The organism is Clostridium sp. AF50-3, assembly GCF_003477445.1.
Classification (GTDB): domain Bacteria; phylum Bacillota; class Clostridia; order Lachnospirales; family Lachnospiraceae; genus Otoolea; species Otoolea fessa.
Genome location: NZ_QUDH01000001.1, coordinates 395,253 through 410,779 on the forward strand (window position 1 = coordinate 395,253; position 15,527 = coordinate 410,779).

At 44.1% G+C, this 15,527-nt stretch carries 21 protein-coding genes and 2 tRNA genes; all 23 read right to left on the minus strand.

Annotated features, from left to right (window positions below):
• Positions 1-2: 2 nt before the first annotated feature.
• On the minus strand, positions 3-545 hold the full coding sequence (locus DW085_RS01760) for a hypothetical protein (RefSeq protein WP_118490923.1): 543 nt from the start codon (positions 543-545) through the stop codon (positions 3-5).
• Positions 542-982 carry a DUF1064 domain-containing protein gene (locus DW085_RS01765; protein WP_118490925.1) on the minus strand — a complete coding sequence of 147 codons (441 nt, stop codon included), beginning with the start codon at positions 980-982 and terminating at the stop codon, positions 542-544. Before DW085_RS01765 ends, DW085_RS01760 begins: the two co-directional genes overlap by 4 nt.
• 1 nt (position 983) lies before the next feature.
• Entirely contained in the window at positions 984-1,214 is a 231-nt protein-coding gene (locus tag DW085_RS01770) for a hypothetical protein (protein ID WP_118490927.1), read from the minus strand.
• A gap of 75 nt (positions 1,215-1,289) precedes the next feature.
• Complete coding sequence (locus DW085_RS01775) at positions 1,290-1,610, minus strand: hypothetical protein (RefSeq protein ID WP_118490929.1); 321 nt, start codon at positions 1,608-1,610, stop codon at positions 1,290-1,292.
• Between the two features lie 37 nt (positions 1,611-1,647).
• Positions 1,648-2,061 (minus strand): hypothetical protein, encoded by a 414-nt coding sequence (locus DW085_RS01780; RefSeq protein WP_118490931.1) that lies wholly within the window; start codon positions 2,059-2,061, stop codon positions 1,648-1,650.
• A 431-nt stretch (positions 2,062-2,492) separates the two neighbouring features.
• Positions 2,493-3,233, minus strand: a complete 741-nt coding sequence (locus DW085_RS01790) for a hypothetical protein (RefSeq protein WP_118490935.1) — start codon at positions 3,231-3,233, stop codon at positions 2,493-2,495.
• Positions 3,234-3,238: 5 nt separating this feature from the next.
• Positions 3,239-3,853, minus strand: a complete 615-nt coding sequence (locus DW085_RS01795; protein ID WP_118490937.1) for a hypothetical protein — start codon at positions 3,851-3,853, stop codon at positions 3,239-3,241.
• An 8-nt stretch (positions 3,854-3,861) separates the two neighbouring features.
• Positions 3,862-5,088 (minus strand): hypothetical protein, encoded by a 1,227-nt coding sequence (locus tag DW085_RS01800; protein ID WP_118490939.1) that lies wholly within the window; start codon positions 5,086-5,088, stop codon positions 3,862-3,864.
• Positions 5,088-5,429, minus strand: coding sequence for a hypothetical protein (locus DW085_RS01805; protein ID WP_118490941.1), 342 nt, complete (start codon positions 5,427-5,429; stop codon positions 5,088-5,090). The genes DW085_RS01800 and DW085_RS01805 overlap by 1 nt, the downstream gene beginning before the upstream one ends.
• Positions 5,429-5,887 (minus strand): hypothetical protein, encoded by a 459-nt coding sequence (locus tag DW085_RS01810; protein WP_118490942.1) that lies wholly within the window; start codon positions 5,885-5,887, stop codon positions 5,429-5,431. The genes DW085_RS01805 and DW085_RS01810 overlap by 1 nt, the downstream gene beginning before the upstream one ends.
• A gap of 15 nt (positions 5,888-5,902) precedes the next feature.
• Complete coding sequence (locus DW085_RS01815) at positions 5,903-6,448, minus strand: hypothetical protein (protein WP_118490944.1); 546 nt, start codon at positions 6,446-6,448, stop codon at positions 5,903-5,905.
• Between the two features lie 63 nt (positions 6,449-6,511).
• Complete coding sequence (locus tag DW085_RS01820; RefSeq protein ID WP_118490946.1) at positions 6,512-7,429, minus strand: hypothetical protein; 918 nt, start codon at positions 7,427-7,429, stop codon at positions 6,512-6,514.
• A 180-nt stretch (positions 7,430-7,609) separates the two neighbouring features.
• Complete coding sequence (locus DW085_RS01825; RefSeq protein ID WP_118490948.1) at positions 7,610-8,083, minus strand: hypothetical protein; 474 nt, start codon at positions 8,081-8,083, stop codon at positions 7,610-7,612.
• Positions 8,084-8,146: 63 nt separating this feature from the next.
• A complete protein-coding gene (locus DW085_RS01830) occupies positions 8,147-8,470 on the minus strand; it encodes a hypothetical protein (RefSeq protein ID WP_118490950.1) in 324 nt (107 codons plus the stop codon).
• Between the two features lie 29 nt (positions 8,471-8,499).
• A complete protein-coding gene (locus DW085_RS01835; RefSeq protein ID WP_118490952.1) occupies positions 8,500-9,717 on the minus strand; it encodes a hypothetical protein in 1,218 nt (405 codons plus the stop codon).
• A gap of 68 nt (positions 9,718-9,785) precedes the next feature.
• Entirely contained in the window at positions 9,786-9,965 is a 180-nt protein-coding gene (locus DW085_RS01840) for a hypothetical protein (protein ID WP_118490954.1), read from the minus strand.
• Positions 9,966-9,981: 16 nt separating this feature from the next.
• On the minus strand, positions 9,982-11,508 hold the full coding sequence (locus DW085_RS01845; protein ID WP_118490956.1) for a hypothetical protein: 1,527 nt from the start codon (positions 11,506-11,508) through the stop codon (positions 9,982-9,984).
• A 230-nt stretch (positions 11,509-11,738) separates the two neighbouring features.
• Positions 11,739-12,770: a hypothetical protein gene (locus DW085_RS19495; RefSeq protein ID WP_243033887.1), complete on the minus strand. Its 1,032-nt coding sequence runs from the start codon at positions 12,768-12,770 to the stop codon at positions 11,739-11,741.
• 521 nt (positions 12,771-13,291) lie between these two features.
• Entirely contained in the window at positions 13,292-14,329 is a 1,038-nt protein-coding gene (locus DW085_RS01855) for a hypothetical protein (RefSeq protein ID WP_118490957.1), read from the minus strand.
• Between the two features lie 105 nt (positions 14,330-14,434).
• A tRNA-Leu gene (locus DW085_RS01860) sits at positions 14,435-14,516 on the minus strand.
• Between the two features lie 4 nt (positions 14,517-14,520).
• Positions 14,521-14,601: transfer RNA gene (locus DW085_RS01865), tRNA-Leu, on the minus strand.
• Positions 14,602-14,626: 25 nt separating this feature from the next.
• Positions 14,627-14,782 carry a hypothetical protein gene (locus DW085_RS18965; RefSeq protein WP_182430728.1) on the minus strand — a complete coding sequence of 52 codons (156 nt, stop codon included), beginning with the start codon at positions 14,780-14,782 and terminating at the stop codon, positions 14,627-14,629.
• 437 nt (positions 14,783-15,219) lie between these two features.
• Positions 15,220-15,522 carry a hypothetical protein gene (locus tag DW085_RS01875; protein ID WP_118490961.1) on the minus strand — a complete coding sequence of 101 codons (303 nt, stop codon included), beginning with the start codon at positions 15,520-15,522 and terminating at the stop codon, positions 15,220-15,222.
• Between the last annotated feature and the right edge of the window lie 5 nt (positions 15,523-15,527).

A 15,527-nucleotide genomic window follows, 5' to 3' on the forward strand; every position in this document is an offset into this window, starting at 1 on the left:
ATTTACTCTGCGACGTCAGTGGTATCGGTATTATCTTCTGATGTGTCAGCCTTTTCAATATACGTCTTTACGGCGGATACCAACGGCTCAAACACCCTTACGAAAGTTTCTTTTAGCTCGCTGATTTTGTGTGAAATAAAATTATGCGGCTCGGTGAAGTTGGTAATGGTGTCGCAACAGGTCATGTTTACGATAGAATGAAATTCAGCTAGTTCAAGTTCTGGAATCTGGCTCATGATCGCGCGCATCAGCCCAGAGCGGGAGAGCGCATCATATTCGTCGCACCAAGACTCGGTCGTGCCAGTTAAATCGGTATAAGCCGAGATGATAGCACGGGCGGTCAGGATGGATCTTACCGGGGAATTAATTTCAATACACTTTTCATCCTTATCCCACATAGAATGCTTACAAATCGTTTCAGCCAGGAAAATCTTCTGCGTGACCGGCAGGTAGGACTTTACCTTTAAATTGCTGCTTAGAAATTTTTCTTTGAGTTCCGGGTTGGTCAACTGCTCATAATTTGATACAAAATCTAAAACTGTCATTTCAAATTCCTTTCCTTCCTTCTGGCTTTCCGCGCCGCCTGAACATTCTCATACGGCAGCCAGCCGCCATCTATTTTCGATTCGGTCATCCACACATAATCCAGATCTGGATAGCGATACCAAAACATTTTTCTCTTTAATAAAGCAACCGCATCAGCCATCCCCTTAACATCGACCACCTGCGACGTTCCATCTTTGAATGCCAACACAAAGTCGGCAACATATTCAACCTTACGGATGGTTTTCCCATTGTAGATAAATTTGGGCTGCAACTCGAACGGCTTCTGCATTTCCACCGAAACAATCTCCCCGGATTTCAGTCCCGGGATTACGATATCGCGGTAATAGTGCATTTCCATTGCAGAATCAAACACGATCCCCTCATATGTTCGGCTGGCAGTATTTTTACTTACGTTATATTTACTTCGCTGCGCCATGCTATTTTAATTCCCTTTTACACCAGAGATCGAAGACCTCTTTTGTCTCGCTGCGACGGAACACAAATACGATCAACGCCTTCTGAGTTTTGAAGTCCCGGCTGGGGTAAATGTCCAGCGGCTCAACATCATGGTTCCAATACAGCGCCGCTTGAAACGGATCAAGAATTCGAATAGCTTCGCTCGCGTTATATTCAACATTTCTTAATTTTGATTTGATTTTATTTTCCATTTCGCTCCCTAGTAAAAAAAGGACATATCCGCCAAATTGTGTGATAGTAGATATGTCCTAAAAAATTTTCATCCACTATTGCTTCTCGGACGCAGTCGCATCCGGAGTCTTCTGAGGTGTTTTTTTCGTCTTATGTGACGCAAGAATCTCCTTGATGTGCCGGACATTATCCGGGTTGTCAATTTTATCAAGATCGTAGGTCAAAGCAGACAGAGCCGCATAGGCTTCGGCATCCGCGATCTTTTTGAAAGTGTGGTCAGACAAGATCTTGTCCATCTGCTTGCAAGTTTCCTTACAGAACAGAACGTGCCAGACCGGCTTCAATTCATCATCCGGGCAAGACGGGCAGTAGTGGTATCTTGTGCCACAGAAAAAGCATTTTCTATTCAGATTCATAATTGCCTCCTATAAAAGAAGAGAGGGGAAATCCCCCTTACTCTTCGTCCGGAACAACGATCTGGAACAGTCTCTTCTCCTTATCGCAGTAAGCCTGCTGTGCCTGAATAGTGAACGGATGGTTGCCATCGGTCGCGAAGGATATATCTACGTTGGCATCCAGCTTTGCATTCGGAAAAATGACATAAGCATGGATCAATGTAGACTGATCACAAACATCAGTTCCCAGAACCTCCATAATGAACTTACCAGCTTTCGGGAAGTTGATAGCATCGCCGCTTACAGAAACCGCTCTTTCTGTCTCATAGTCATATACAACAAAATACTGAGAACCAGCAACAGAACCGGTCGGGAATGTGATGCTATGAGAACTCTCGTCGTATGTAAACTTGCCAGCACCGGTTGTAGCGCTGTAAAGCAGTTTCTCTCCCAGAGTACCGTCGCCCTTCAAGCGATAGATCTCAGCCGGTGTTGAGAGCGGAGTATGTTTCAGAGCAACCGGATTGGTTACGGTTGACGGAACAGTTAAGGTCTCAAATACCGGAGCGGCAATCTTGGACTCCGCCGTAGCAACAACCTTTTCTGTACCGCCCTGAGCTGCAAGCAGTCCCAGATCAAACAGAGAGTTATTGGCGATAAACTCGGCTTTCTTCGCACGGTTGAATGTTGCATGGTAGAACCGATTACGTCAGTAACCTCAGATGTCTCAGAAGTCAGGTTCAAAGACGGCTCGGTGATCTGGTTGATAGACCACATAACAGAACCATCAGCCTGAGAAACCATCAAACCTCTCAGTACATGGTCAATGGCAAAGTTGTTGATGTCAAAAACAGCCATTTTCTTTCCTCCTTTGGATTATTTTCGACACGAAAAAAGGACCCCCTATTCGTTGGAGTCCCTAGCCCAGTCGAATTGTTTTTTATTGATTTTGCTTGTGTCAATCATGCCGCTATACATTCCTTTCAGAAGTGCGGTAGACTGAACATAAATGTGTGCGCCCCGAACAGTGTCCATAAATTCATATAGACTGCATTCGCGTAGCTCGGCGCTTTTATACTTAAACCCCGGATACCGCATCATGGCAGAAATCAAGGGTTTCAGTTGTGATGTGTATTCTTCTTTGGATTTTTTCTTATGCTTCTGGCGATCCAATTCAATTAGAATTCGCTTGGTGGTTTTATTCGCCGCGTGTTCGACCTTCGGCTTTAAGCCATGAATTTTTCTGAGAAATGTCACGATTTTCAGATAAACAAATTTGTCGATAACAGTCCCGGTTTCGGGATCTGCCAGCGCGCGTTCGCCATTTTCAAACTGACACAGTTCCATGTGAGAGAAATCTACACCGTCCAGAAAAATAGAAGTGCGTTCAGGCGGCAATCCCCGCGTCAGTGAGCAGAAGAGATCGAAATCAGATATTTCTTCATAGTCAATCCCGGCATCGAAAAGGTAGCTTTTCATATCACTCGGAATCGCTGTCAGAAGATAGAGGAGCGAGTAATACCGCCGCTCCCCATATTTGATAACGTCGCCTAGGGTAGGAGAGTGAACCCGAATTTTATCTGTCACGACGTAATCTTCGCCAAAATATGCTTGAAGTTCATCAAATTCCAGTGCATCACCCATCTGAATCACTCCTTCCAGGCGTCGTGAGTAATGATCCGCGTTTCGCCGTTGACAGTGTTTACGATGGAGTTAAAAGCAATCGTCTGAAAAACCAGAGTGCTTGTGATGTAGAAGTTATCGGATAAACCTTCTTTACAGGAGATAAGATTACAGCGAACGCCAAAGATATTAGACCAGTTGAATCGCTCGCGGATAATCGAAGCAATCAGATCGTGACGCGGAACGCCGACATCTCCAACATAACCATCGCGTCCGTCCACATAAATTTTAAAAGTAATTTCAGCATACTTTTCAATCCTATTTTTACTCGGAATCGAATCGAAAGAAACGGTGTAAGAAAGGTAATGACGGACCTCGGTTTGTGTTGCCGGATAAAAGATGAAAGGGCGAATACTGGATGAAGGACCAAAATATCTGTCCCATTCCCCGTCCCACATAATATTGCCTTGTTCATCAAAAAGCTGATCTTCGTAATCCGGATTGTTTAAGGCAAATAGCAGTTCAGGGCAATTCATGAGATTATTTTTGATTTTTTCTTTCCAAAGAATACCGTGCTCGTCTGGAGCCGTCGCATAGGAACGGAGTTTCTGCAACAGCTCATTTTTTGTGCTTAATTCCATAGCTCCTCCTATACAATAATTTCAAACAGAATTTCCCCCACGGTATTTTTATCTTTACAGGTCAATTTCAACTTTTGACCGATGTAACTTCGATCGCCTAAAAACTTGACCCGAATTTTATTCGATGTATTATCTGGTATTTTTGTAATGAGCAAGTCTGTATCGCATTCGACCCAGGAAGTACCCTGCGAAATCTCAGCCGTCCAATTTTCCAATGTCAACGAATGCTTATCCGTTGTATCTTCATTGTGTGCGTCATAAAACGTAGCGGTGATGAGACGATAGCTTCCGCCGATTTTAATAACATTGGTGCTCGCCGTGATCTTGCAGATTTCTCCCATCACAAGATCTGGAACATCCTCTGGATCTACCGATGCATCGTGGTAATCGGCAAACATTTCGCCGGTTTTCAGATCTACATAATCGGTCGCCGGATTGAAAAGATCTTGATAAAGAGTAAGCTTCTGTATGCCGAATGGCTTGGCATTTTCTACCTTACTGACAATCCAGGTACTCGGGTGTTTCGTAGGAGTACCGACAATCATACGCATATTTTTTCCCGTGTCTTCATGGGTATAGAAAACCTTTTCCGAAATTGAATTCATTGGCAGACAGAGTTTTTCCTGATTTTCAACCGATGCAAACAGATAGTCGCGCCAGATACCGCTATTGTAAGAACTTTGATCACGCAAAACGCCCCACATTTTTCGTTTAATTCGGCGGTTGCCATCCTGTTCGATCCACATGAAGCGATAATTGCATGGAAGAATCAGATATTTGGTAAACTGATTGCTGATTTCCTGCCCCAGAACAAGCCAGCGTCGGTATACATCCTTATTATCAGGAATATCCACATACAGACCAATTGGAAAATCTGCCATGTAACGTAGTCGATAATCGGTCTCGTAGTAATACAGATCATCTTCCGGTTCAAACTCAATTTTCTGCGACGGGCGGAACATCAGATAATATTCGACCTGATCCTTGTCATAAGACTGATCACGCGACACAATAAATCGAGCATCAATCCGGGTTTTTGAGGTCTGGAAGTAACTCATATGGCACTTCTTTTCCGGCTGGTCGTCATGAAAGTAGTCGTAGAGGTAACACACTTTTGAACCAATACCAGTATCCCATTCGGATTCCATCAGCATATCAGACTGAATTTTGAGCGCCTGTCCAACGGTAGTTCCGCTTAAAGATGACAGCGCCCGGCAAGCTTCTAGCGATGGCATCAACGCACCTCCCCAAACATTGTCCTCAAATAGCCATGACAGTCCAGAATCAATTTCCGAAATCTCTTAAACTGAAAATCCGGCTTTTTGCATTCCAGATAGGCGGCTTCGAGAGAAGACATAAATGCAATCATAAGCGGTGGTTCATTAAACATAGAGTTCATGCCACCAAAGCGGTACAATAACCGTTCGAAATGAGCGAAGAATTCCTCGTCGTCCGCAAAAATCAGTTCGGTAATCTGGGAATCCTTATATAAAAGAAGACGATGAATTTCGTTGTGCATTAACAGCGCAGCCTGTCGCATCTGTTCATCGGAAAAGGTTCCATAACGATAATCCATCAGGTTTCTCCTCTACTGATATAGGAATTGTGGAGATAGCCATAATCACTAATCAGTTGTTTCAGTTCGGATTTCATTGCCGCCAACTCCTGAACAGACTGTTTATAGTTGTTCACGAGCACCTTTTCTTTTCCCTCACCGACAGCAATAGAAAGCTGTTTTGCACTCTTAACCTTCGGCTCCATCCAGCGGATCACCATGCCAAGAGATAGGACGCCAACCACAAACCCCTCATCGGCTTCATCATCAACCGGGAAATTGAGTTCATAGGTGATTGTCATGAGTTCATCGTCCATAGAAAAGGTTTTAAATTTATGGCGAAAACGAGGGTTCGACGCCGCTGCGTGCAGCCAATCCCTTATAAATTCAAGCAACGAGTTGTAGTCTAGGCGCAACAGCATCGGATCGTCAATGCTGCCTAAAAACCTTTCGAACACAGTTTTGTAGGAAGTTGTCATGCGACACCTCCGTTATTAGAGCAGACAGATCAAGTCAGTCCCGCAAACACGATCTACGGTCTTAATCTTCTGAATGGAATCAAAAGTACCAGCTTCCATACGAGTTGCAATCTCGGATTTTACAGCGTTCTGAATGCCTACCGGCAACCCAGCAAACACGGAATCAAAACGATCAGATGGAAGATTCAAAACAGTTTCGACATCATTCGCCTGAATTTTCTCATACAGTGCTTCGACATCTTTCCAACGTGCATCAGCCAGAAGTTCTTCGTCTTCGATGACAAAAAGCGGCTTGAACAGGAAGCCAGAATTTGAAGCTCTCAGCCCCATAAGATCCTGATATTCAACCTCAGTTACGTCGCCAAAATCATTCCAACGATACGTATTGTCGGTTTTCTTGCTGACATAAATCAACTCGCCGCGAGTGAGAGAACGGCACGGGATGAATGAATCCGCTTTATATACTTTTGCCGGTTTTTCCTCTGCAACCGGAGCAACTGCCCCTGTAGTAGCAATCTTTTCTGCCACCACTGCGGCAGTATTTTTCTTTGTAACAGCCATTTCCAAAAATCTCCTTTATAATAGAAGAGGGCGGTGTTGACCGCCCACTCCTCTGTATTTCGATTACTCGATTGTGTACATGCCAAAGCGTCTACCAATGATAGTAGCGACACCCATTTTTTGCTGGTACTCATATTCGATCGTCATATCCATGTTAGTTGCACTGTCGTTAATCTCGCGAACCTGTGCATCACCCTCATCATAGATCTTGACGAACTTATTATCAGCAACCGGCATAATCAGAAGCTTGTTGTTGTCAACCAGCTTTGTCATGGTATCATTCGGCGCAAAAGACTGCGGGATCTCTACCAGACGAACACCCTCCCAGAGAGCCAGACGACCAGTAGTGTGTCTTTCCTGTTTCATGGAATCGGAAATCCAGGAAACGTCAGATAAAGCAGTCAGTTTTGACAGAGCCGCTTTTGTACCCATGATAACAGCCTCGGCGCCGTTAGCAGCCTGGACATCCTCAACCAGAGTAAGCAGAGTGTCCTTGTTCAGAGAACCGGTCTTAGTAAACTGGCTGGTCGGAAGAACCTTGTTGCCTGCTGCCATAACAGCGGCATATACCATGTCATTGACCTTTTTATCGAATGCTTCGTAGATTTTCTGAACGAAGTTAGCCCAGTCAACCTTGCCAGCCATAAAAAGCTCATATTCCGCATAGATTTTAACCCCATACCAGGAAGTCTTTACAGCGAAAGTTCTTCCTTCGCCAAGTCTCTGACGGAACAGATCGTGATGATTACCAGAAACTTCTGAAACAGTCAAGATAGACTCGTCCGGCACATAGAACTCGTTGGTATCGCCCAGAGCCATAGATTTAATCTCGACGAACTCATTGAAGAACGGATTCTCGCCCCAGCCCGAAACAAGCAGATTCTCTACGGTCTCCTCGATAACCTCGAAGACGTCTGTTTTATGTCTACGGATAGCACGGCGCAGCTCTTTGCGGGAACAGCCCGGCGCAACCTGCAACACGTCATAAAATACTTTTCTAATCTCATCGTTGCACTGCTCTTTGCTGTGACCATCCCTGGTAACGCCTTTAGCAGTTCATACATCAACTGAGAAAACTCATGAATATCTCTGTCTGCGAACACTTTGCGTGTGTTCTCATTGCTAAATACGATTTTCATTTCGTGATTACTCCTTTCGTAATTACTCGCCAATCTTCAGCTTCTTAGCGGCAACAGAAACGGTCTTGCCAACCTCCGGTGTGCCAGTGAAGCCCTCCTCAGAAATGGCAAATACATCGCCCACATACAGCTCGTAAGCACGAACAATATCGTCTTTCTTGTTGTAGAAGTTTGACTCATGCTGCATTGCAGTGGTATATGTCTCGTAGATCAGCGGGACCTGCAGAACCAGCGCGTCGCCAGCACCGACAGCCGTAACCTCTACCAGGTATTTACCAGCAGAACTCTTGCCAATAATCTTTCCGGCGAAAGTAGCAGAAGCCGCAGCCTCCTTGTAATACTCCGGAGCCTCATAATCGCCCTTGCCAACGATGATGCCATTGTCGGCATCTGCCGCCATCTTGATATTCCAGATATGACCGGCAATTGTGGCTTTGAGTTTTGTGCTTTCGCATACCGTATGTTTGGTATCAAAATTCAAAAAGCTTGTAGCCATTGTTTTTCCTCCTTGTTTTTTGCAATAAAAAAGAGCGCCTAAGCGCCCTTCTCATCGGGATCTTTACTTGAATAAAGTTTTATAATACTTATCAGTGCTTTTCGGCTTTTCCAGAGAATAGCCAACTTTGCCCGCCGGTTTATTTTTCGGCTCATTTAAACTGAACGCATTAATGGAATCGGCATAATCACACTTGATGATTTTTGCACGATTTTCCAGCTCGGTCAGATCATACTTGTCCATATCTGCGACGAGCGCCTGGAACTGTTCATTGTCTGCCAGCATAGAATATTTTTCATCTGCCAGAAGAGTTTCTTTCTTGGAATGAAGCTCATTTTTCTCTGCATTTTCTTTGAAATCTTTGAGAGAAGCGTAGTTGGAACGCATAGACTGAAGCTCGGCAAATTCGCTGTCCGTTAAAAGCTCGCGGTGTAGCGCAAATCTTTCTCCGTCGAACGCGACGTTGTCACCGTCCTTTGTATAGTTCTGACCGTAGATCTTGTCGCCATTCCAATTCTCATATGTGAATGATCATCATAAACAGAGTTGATGAAATACCACTCGTTGTCACTGGACTCAAATGATTCTAAAAGCTGATAGAGCGCATATCTAATATCTTCGTGGGAAATCTCATATGTACGAACGAGTTTCGCAAATTTCTGCGGGTCGTCTGCTACCGGCTCACTTGTACCAGCATCGGCAAACAGCTCGGCAAATTTCGCCTCAAGCTCTTCGTCTGACATTTCGGCATAATCGAAGGTAATGTCTTCGGCAGTCTTACCATATTTGGCAAGCAACTCTTCAAATTTTGTCATATTGCCCCGATCTCCTCCTTTCTTTGATAATGTCTGAATAGGGTCTGCTTTCTTGTTAAAATTGGCTGCTTCAAGCTCTTCGAGCCGGTTCTGAAATTCAGCCATTTTTGATTCGTATTTTTCAAACAAGCTGTTATTGTGCGAGCTGAAATCAGCAAGTTTAATATTCGAATTTGCCATTCCCGGGTTCACAACTGCGCCATCAGGCGTTTTACCCAGAATCGTTACCCCACTAAAGAAGAAATCTTCAATATCGAGGTATTTTTCCTTGGCATTGTACGAAAGCGACCTAATCGACAACTCGACAGATACAGAGCATTCCTCTTCGCGCTGCAAAATTTCGGCAGCTTTTGAATACTCTTCGAAAATATAACCGTCCACTTCACAGTAGGTTTTCTTCTTATCTTCGTCATATACTAACTGTGCGTTGCAGGACTCAGGCACGATTCCGATAGGGTGCTCATCATAAACGACTTCGCCATTTTCATCTTCGTGCATATTGTGAGAGTAGAACTCCCATTGACCATTAACCTCATGAATATATCCCAGAATCGGGCGATTACTAAACGACGGCAAAGCAGAAGTCATTACCGCATCAGAAATGTTTGACCCGTTTAAATTTGTATTCGTATGACACGCCTGCAAATGAACAGGAAGCAATCCTTCTGTATTTTTATCTGATTTCTCAAAATTCACCTTGCCGTGAACATGAACCACAATAGGATCACCGGAATCGTCGGCATTGAAGCGGGTTGAGCGCTTATATGTATTTGAATAAAAATCATACAAATCTTCTAAGTACAGTAATCTTTTAGCCATTTCCCCTCCTTTCATTTATGTGCAAACAACAGGTGCCAAAAAAAATAAAATCGCCCAGAAATGGACGATTAAAATGTAAGCATATCGCTATATCTGATTTTGGATGTATCGACTCCGGAAAAGTTCATGGAACCACTGTTCACAAAGACAAATTCCCCGTTCCCGCCATAAACCTCATACAGCCCCGCATTCCTCAGATTTTTTGCGGTTTCAACATCAGATGTTTTAATAAATTTTTTTAATGCCATTCTCCGTTACTCCTTATTACATCTGGTTCTTTTCCTTCTCTTTGGTTTGTTCTCCCTCGTCTCCAAGCTCGCCCTCATCCTTTTCCTGCCCGCCGCCTTCATCTGTGCCGGACGTAGTGTAAGAGCTATTCAAAGGAATCCAGTTGCTCGGCAGATCGAGAACTTTATTTTCAAGGAACTGAAGCGAGAGAACCTGCAACGGACTAAAACCATCCAGTGCCGCGACAGCCATCTTGACCGGAACGCCATACTGCGCCGATTCCAATAACTCTTTTTTCTTTTCGTTCTTCATCCACGGAGAAGTATATATATAGGAAACTTGCGCCGGATTCGACAAGACGCTTTTAAGGTAGTGGTTTGTCCACTTTTCGATTTGACCAAGAAGAGGTTTAAGAGCATTCATCATATCTGCGATGATGTGTGCTCGATAAATAGTGGCGCCAGTATGCTCATCGTTTAGAACCATTGAGCCACCAGACTGTTTAAACAGATTTGACATCGAGGTTGTAATCATATCGACGTCCGACGTATCCATCGGTTTGAACTCGATGACATCAATCGGAAGTGGCGAGATAGCAGTGCCGACGCAATCTGGAACAGAATCAGCCAATCGCTCATAATAATCCATCGCCGTATCTGGATCAACTTCAAACTCATTCGGGTCATTGCTTCCACTCATATGATTCATACGCGCAACCAATAATTTATAGATGCTTAACTGGTTTTTTACAGCCAGGATACTCTGCAGATCTACATTGTCGATGATGGACTCGAACAAACCAGAGTAGGGTGCGAGACAAAGAGTAGGATCATCGTCATTAACCTTTAGACAGATTGTTCGGTTACTGTCAAGCTCCTGCCAACGCAGGTTATTATCTCCCTGGTATGCCGTATACTTCGAATTAAACTCCGAGTCCCAGAATTCCAGTTCTTCGGAGTGGCGACGGAAGTATGAAAAATCATATGCAAAATTACATGTCCCGTCATAATTGGTTGAAGAAATTTTGCAGTAATCGCCGTCCAACGGGTAAATAAAGAAACCGGAATCATCCTCATAGACATAACCGAAAAAAGCGTCCTCACGCCAGGCAATTATCAGACACTTATAAATTTCGGTTGCCAGTTTCATTTTTTCAAGCTCTACACAGGTATCATAGTAATCCTTTAATATGGTTTTAGGGTCATTATCCTGTGTCAGATCAATAAGCGGCGCTACGCTTATAGCAGTCAAATCTACCTGCTGTGCATTATAAGCGAGCAAACGCCGGTAAGAATGAGAAACCCGCCAGAGAAAGCGACTCAAATTTCGCAACTTGCTTTCATTCTGTTTCGGGTTCTTCATATAATTTCGCAAGGTCTCTTTCGAATAGGTCGAGAAAGTGCGAGACTGGGTCTTGGTAAGATCCAACATCTGCACAACCTTCTGAACTTTCGCAAAGTTCTCCGTGCGACGCTCGTGTTTATCATAAAAATCTCTAAGTTCCTGCACGCTCAACTTAGAAGAGTTTCGGGACGCGCCAGGCGCCCGCTTCGGTTCTGCCATCGGCATCCCTCCTTATTCTGCAAACATAGAAAATCGTTTTGGTTGTCTGATTGCCAGACGCTTTACGAGTGATTCGGTATTTTCTTGCGGTCGGCGTTTTCTGGATAAATCCTGACATATCTGAAAATTGTACTCAAGAGAAGAGAACCGGTCTTTTCTCATGCCCGGACGCTCCTTGATTTTGACTGTATTTCCCTTCATTTCATGGTCCAAATAAATCAGTTCATTAATCAGAAGAGATGTCTGAGTATACGGAGCCTGTAAAAGAGCCTTCTCGCGCTCAGACATTTTACCGAACCCGCGAATCTTCTGAATTTCCTGCTCGGCTTCAAGATCTGGAATGAGCAGATTGATGACACCATTCTGGAATCCTGCACGCAGACCGATAGCCGCATTGCTGTTAAATTCTGCCGTCGCCTTGATAGACAGATAGCCTTTTTGGCATTCCGCACCTTGCAACGATCTGCCATATCCTCATTGTTGCAACAGGTCAGAGCCTCATAGGTCACATCGTATTCAGGATCATATTGGTTCTTGATGATGAAGTCATACACACCAAGACCCTGACCGCCGGTATCCAACACCAAATCCGTACACTTATACTGATAAAAGAAGCGCATCACCAGCAAGCCGAGTTCATCCGTCGTCATGCCTTCATGAGTCTCAATATAGACGATATTGGAAATGTAGTCGCTACGTTCTGTTGGAATCGCCGAGTTGATGATGAGAGCCGCCGCATCATTGTTATGTTTTTTGGAAGCCATCAGCGCGACGTCCACGGAAAGAATCCGCCGCTCGTTCAGCGCGAGAGGTGGTATTTTAATGCGATGTGCCTTATAGATTTCCAGAGGAAAGTAAGAATGTTTCAATTTCCGCCGCGGGGAAATGTCATCAAATTTGAAGAACGCATCATCCGAATCGCCCAGCCACAAAGCACCCATCTCCATCGAGAAGGAAGTGGCGTCAAAGTCAGCCTCAGACATTTCATCTTCAACCTGTTCGCGGAAGAGTAGACCTTCTTTGATGGCGAGCTGATAGGGCAGTCCGCAACAAAAATACTTCTTCTTATCATTAAGCATCAGAGAGAAGTAGGTCTGCAATTTTTTATAGGACCAGTGCGATGTAAACCACGCAGAGGACATATATAATTCACAGTTTCTCTCGGCTAAATGCTCATATTCTGGTTTGGAAAGATACCCCGGAGAACGCGGGGCGGTTAAGAATTTTCGAATAACCGTATTGAGAATGTTCAGATCGACCATGCGGAACTCATCCACGCAAACGATATTTGCTCGGTTATGTCGTGCCGCGTCACTTGCGGTAACAATTTTTACCCAGCTACCGTTTCTGAATTCGCAGTGGGCGTTATTAATGCTGGTGCTAATATCTGATATTTCAGCGCATAGGTTAATGGAACCCCAGGAATAGTTTTTCATGAAATCTTCTTCAATCTTTTGGATACATTCCAAACTCTGAGATTTGTAGCCGGAGACAATACAGATTTTTGTGCCCGGGAAAAGTATACAACGAACAACACAATACAAGGACACCAACCAGGTTTTTCCAGAGCCGCGGCTGGCAATATACATGAAATTCGTTGATACCATCATCATATAGATGAGAATTTTTTGAAAAAGTTTTAATTTGATGTTCAGATACTCCGCAACAAAACGCTGCGGGTTTTTTCGATAGAATGCCGCCCAGTAAGCGACACCTTCCATGATTCGTTCAGATTTGCTGCGTTGGACGTCTTGCAAAGTCTGTTTCTTCTTCGCCGCCATGCCTAATCCTTCATAGCCTGCGATCCGAAGATCCTCTCAAACAGCTCATCGCTGTCGGAGTCCTCATCGTAGGTTGGCTTCTTAACCGTATATTTAGACATGACCCGCTCATAAATTGCCGAAAATTTGTTCTTCAGCCCCAGCATCTTTGCCGCGTGTCCACGGAAAAATGCATCAATATATAACCCGATCTTATCGACGTCCTGTAATTCTGGGTCAATCTCTGGCAACGGGCGAGTTTCTTCCCACTTCTGAATCAGGGTTCCCATCGTCTGAGTGTCAGAAATAGCATCCCCCTTGGTTTGCCGCGGCGCCACATTTGCCGTGTTTAACAAATTCTGATACGTCGCATCTAAATCTTTTGTGGATCCGCCCCGCAGGCTTGTCTTGTAAATTTCCAGTTTCTTGCACGCCAAGCGCTCAAAAACCTCTTCCTGCGCCTTGGTATTACACTCATGCCGGGTAGCCCAGTCCTGATACTCATTCTCCAAAAACATATAATCTTCATTGGAGTAGCCGTAGCCAAACCGTTTTTTGGCAGCCTGGATGGTTTTCTTATTCAAAGTAACCCCGTCATCATCGACATCGCTGCCGCCGCCGAACTCGCTGTCCTTATAGGTCATACCCTTATAATGCCCCAGCGATTTAAGCATGGTCATATACCGGCTGAACACAAGGGTATCTGCACCAACCGCTTCCTCGGTGGATTTCCAGAGGGCGTCAATATACGGCAGATCCAGCATCTGAAGCATATGAATCGCTTTATCCCGGTTGTCCACATATGTATTCGACTTGGAATCGTAGTCGGTAGCCATTTGGGTAATACATTTCTTGCAGCCAAAATGCTCCAGACCATCAACCGTTCGGTCGGAAGAGTAGAAGTTGGTGCGCGCTATGAAGTCATCACAGTACGGGCAGTAGACCTTTTCCTTATTCAAGATCTTGACCAGCTCGCCAAACGCCGTTTCATATTCAGTTCGCAGCTTCGGTAGGGTAAGAGGGCGGATTTTACTTATTTCTTTTGGCATTTTAATAGCCATAAACCTTCCTCCTTTTGACGGAATAACCGCCCGGAGACAAAATCTCCATATAAAATAGTTATATTTTTAACAATCAAAAAATTGTGAGTGGTTCACAATCATCCATGCCGATAGAAGGATTTAAACTCTCATGGGTCGAATCCATCCGGGCTTAAACCGGATGCGTCTGCCATTGCGCCATATCGGCATAATGCGGGCAACAGGACTTGAACCTGCACGGTACAACCACCGGATTTTGAGTCCGGCGCGTCTGCCAATTCCGCCATACCCGCAGAGGAGAGCAGTGCCCTCCTTAGATTACTTGCGTTTTGCAACCAGCTCTGGATCAGTTGCCGGTCCCATGCCTTCGCCACGATCAGAACCGCCAGCGCCCTCACAGGTGCAGCTTGTATCCGGCGTCAGATGTTTGTAATCATTTACGTCTTTGATTTTGTGTTTTTTACAATCACTCATTGAGATACCTCCTTTTTCCCCGAAAGAGGGGATAGCATACATTTATCAAAAACAAGAAGAAGTCGAATTGTCTTCTCATTTTTGCCATCAAAAATAGGACTCATAGCTCCGCTTTTAGAGATCAAACAGGATGTATGAATCCAGATGAAATGACATGTAACACTTGAAATATAATATCATTTCTCAAACGAGGGCTTCTTATTCTTTATCAATAGTCGCCCACTTACTGTTTACAAATTTATCATGGATTTTTTTATCAAGATCTTGCCCGCGAAGAAAGATGAAAGGGTTGACACAGATACATTGCTTTGTTTTGTTTTGATAGGTGTCAGATTGTAATTCAATTTTTCCAAGAACCTCTTTTTTTACAAGAGATGCAATGGTTTTCCTGAAAACATCGTAATTTTCACCCAGCTGCTCACTGAGCGTCTTTACATCTACAATCTTATTATTGTATCTCGGCACTCCATCTTTATATGAAATAAATGGCATGATAGCATAGCAACAGCGAATTCTTTGGTAGGCAATTCTTTGAATAACATCGGTATCGGACTTGTAAACACCTTGATGAATGCCTCCTTTTTTTGAAAATTTGTTATATATCTATTTTGATATTCCTGCTGTTTGGGAACCACAATTTTGTCGCCTTCATATATTCCACCAAGAATAACTCCATCCTCATCGACAATGGTTCCCACTTTTTTTCGTACTTTATCATTTGTTTTCTTTGAATCATTCATATGAA